Origin of the sequence: Cecembia rubra (genome assembly GCF_003014575.1) — a bacterium.
Lineage (GTDB): Bacteria > Bacteroidota > Bacteroidia > Cytophagales > Cyclobacteriaceae > Cecembia_A > Cecembia_A rubra.
In genome coordinates, this window is record NZ_PYGF01000026.1 from 1 (window position 1) to 3,333 (window position 3,333).

Annotated in this window: 2 protein-coding genes; both read right to left on the reverse strand. The window is 55.7% G+C overall.

The annotated features are described in order from the left end of the window. Positions 1-2,344: OmpA family protein (locus CLV48_RS20345; protein WP_245889628.1), on the reverse strand; the 2,344-nt coding region annotated here is incomplete at its 3' end. Between the two features lie 2 nt (positions 2,345-2,346). Then, complete coding sequence (locus tag CLV48_RS20350) at positions 2,347-3,312, reverse strand: PorP/SprF family type IX secretion system membrane protein (RefSeq protein ID WP_106569137.1); 966 nt, start codon at positions 3,310-3,312, stop codon at positions 2,347-2,349. Between the last annotated feature and the right edge of the window lie 21 nt (positions 3,313-3,333).

A 3,333-nucleotide genomic window follows, 5' to 3' on the forward strand; every position in this document is an offset into this window, starting at 1 on the left:
ATTTATTGCTGACTCTGAGCTCTGTTCTTCTGTTCTGCTGGTGCTGTGCCTCTGAGCAGTCGCCCGTTGCGCAGTCCACCTTCGGACGGCTCTCACCGAACCATCTGTGCTCCATCCTTGTGGATGCCACGCCCCGCTTCACCAGATAGGCCATCACCGCCTGGGCCCTGCGCTCCGACAGGCCCATGTTGTATGCTTCGCTGCCCCTGCTGTCCGTATGGCCCTCTATGTACAGCCTCAGGTCAGTCTTCCTTCCGAGCATCACTCCGACACGCTCCAGTTCCCTCCTGTGCTCCGGCCTGATGCCGGTCCCGTCAAAGTCAAAGTAAACCGTCGGAAGGCCCGCCTCCTCTGCTATACGCTCCAGGTAGGCCGGAAGTTCGCAGGGATCCTCGATCCCTTCCGGAAGCTCATACTGTCTGCCGCTATCCGAAAAGGCCTCCAGGACCAGTTCGCTGCGCCTGTTCAGCTGGTGGTCAGACTCCGGACAGGAAACCCCGTCCCCGCATTCGTTCACCAGATTCTGCTCCCCGTGCCACTCCAGTCTCACCCTGCCCCCGTCTATGCCGTATTTCGACAGATAATCCCTCACCGAATTCGCCCTGCGCTCGCTCAGCGCACGGTTATACTCCTCTGAGGCCCTCGAATCCGTATGCGAGGATACCACCAGGTCCATGAAACCGTACCTGCCCATCAGATCTCCTATCCGCTCAAGGGCAGGCTCCGCATCCTTCCTGATCTCAGACCTGTCAAGGTCATAGTAAACTATGTCAACATACACAGGCGTCCTGTACGGTATCGGCGAAAGCACGTAATCCCGCTTCAGCGTGTCCGCTTCAAGGCCCTTCGTGCCCAGGCTCCCGTCGGTCACCGGAAAATAGCCCTTCCTGCTGATCCTCAGCACAAAGTCGCCATCAGGGTCAAGCTCTGCCGTCAGGATCCCCTCACGTGAAAGCTGTGCGGCTATGATGCCGCCCCCCTGACGGGACAGTTCGCCGCTGTAATCCGGAACCACGTTCCCCTCGCAGTCGCGCACCCGCGCCTGAAGGATCCTGAACAGGTCCTCAACTGTATAAATATCGTCCAGGCCAATGCCCCCATCTCTGTCTGTGGTCAGGTAGCGCTTGCCGTCACCCGCAACCACGAACGCAAAGTCGTCGCGGACACTGTTGTACGGAACACCCATGTTCCTCACGTTGCCTATTTTTCCGCCGTTATAGTCCGCCGTGAACACGTCCATGCCGCCAAGCCCTCCGTGGCCGCGCGAAGAAAAGTAAAAACTGCCCCCGCTCCTCGACGGATGGCTCTCGTTCTGGGACGTGTTCACCTCAGGGCCCAGGTTCACCGGAGCCGAAAAGTTCATCTCTCCGTCATATTCCACATAGTACAGGTCAAACCCTCCTTCACCGCCGGGCATGTCCGATGCAAAGTAGATACGATTCGCTTCCGTGTCAACATAGGGGTTCATAACCCCGTAGGACTGGTGGTCGTTGTATGGAAAGGAAACGCTCCCCGTGATGTTGCCATCCCTATCGATCTTACCGTAGTAGATCCCGGCATGGTTGGTGATCTCACGCGTGCCCTTCTGTCTGGTCCTGCCCACAAAGGCAGTATAGAAAACAAGCCCCCTGTCAGACATCAGCGAAGGATCGCTCACATGCAGCGCTCCCGCAAGGTCGGTAACCACTACTGTTGCCGCGCCAGAACTGTCCTTCCTGTATATCCTGTAAAACTCACGCTCGTTGTAGCTGCTGCGCTCCGAACTGTAGATGTTGTTCTTCGCGTCAAGCCTGATCCCCGCCCGGCGAGACACATCCCCCACTGACCCACGGTCGCTAGAAAAATACAGCGTGCCACCGCCGTCCGGCCAAGCACCGATATCGCTGCCGCCGCTGTTCGCCCCGGAAACCGGGACCAGCTTCACCCGGGCAGGGCTTTCCAGAAGCCTGCGCATACCGGAAAGGTCAAGCCCAGGAAAATCATATTCCGTATAGCCACCGGACTTCAGCAGAACCTCTATTTCGCCCCACCGGCCGGACTGTACCGCCGCCCTCAGGTAACTGGCGTAATCATCCTTCCCCGAACCCTCATGGCCGACCGCTCTGCCCCACCATTCGTAGGACTCCGAATACATGCCAAGCCTGTCATAACTCTCCGCGGCCTTGACCGCCGTGCCGTATTCCGCTCGCCTGACGTAGGCTTCCCTGTAGGCCTCCGCCGCCCTTCCGTAATTCTCAAGTAAGTACTGCTTGTCCCCGTATCTCAGAAGACGAGCCTGCCCGTATATATCCGTGGCCAGAAGCAGAAAACCTGCCGCTATAAATATCTTTATGCTGTTTCTCATGATCAGAACCATCTAGGGTTTTTCAATTTAACATTTCTGGGAGAAAGATAATATCCCAGGCTGATCTCGTGCGAATTGTTCCTGTAATCCTGTAGAACGTTCAGGTTGTGGTCGTAGGCATAGCCTATCCTGATGCTCTCCGTGGCAAAAATCTCCACCAGAAACGCAACCGCGTTCCTGTTCCCGAGGTTCGACTCCAGGTTCTCGTTCCAGATCTTCATGTTAGACCTGTAAGACGCACCTAGCCACAGCCGCTCCATGAACAGGAACATACCGTTGATGTCATAGCTCGTCGGAGCCCCACTGACCTGCCTGACCAGAAAACTCGGCTTGAACTCAACCCTGTCGCTCACCGGAATAAGCGCCCCGGCTGTCAGATAATAATGGTAATCATGGAATCCAAGGGACAGGTCCTCACGCTGGAGAGAACCCTTACCTATCATGTTGTACGCACTCAATCCCGCATAAAAACGCGAATTGTGCCAGAAAATGCCCGCATTCATGTTGGGCGTGACCATACGCTCGCGGCCCTCGGGTATGTTCGGATCGTTCGGATCGTTGTACCTCAACAGGTCTCCGTCTATCATGTACTCCGAAAAACCACCGCTCAGCCCGAGACTGAAAAAACTCTCCTCTCCGACCTGCATCCTGTATGCATAGGTGAAAAGACCACCGGTCGTCTTCGAAGGACCGATCTGGTCGGTCATGAACGAAACACCGAAACCCTGCATACCCTCGTTCGAACTCAGGTCCGCAGTAACCGTAAATGTCTTGGGAGCACCGGGAAAACTGACCCACTGGCTCCTGTAAGTGCTCTGGATATAACCCTGTGACTTGTATCCCGCATATCCCGGATTGATATGCAGACCGTTGAACATGTACTGGCTGAACTGGGGCAGCTGCTGGCCCTCAACCATCAGCGGCATAAACAATGCCGACAAAATCAAAATCCTAAAAATCCTTTCCATCTTTCTATTCGGTTTATTTGA

Excerpts from the sequence above, each read along its gene's own strand:
- CLV48_RS20350 (WP_106569137.1), bottom strand. The coding sequence starts at position 3,312 with ATGGAAAGGATTTTTAGGATTTTGATTTTGTCGGCATTGTTTATGCCG.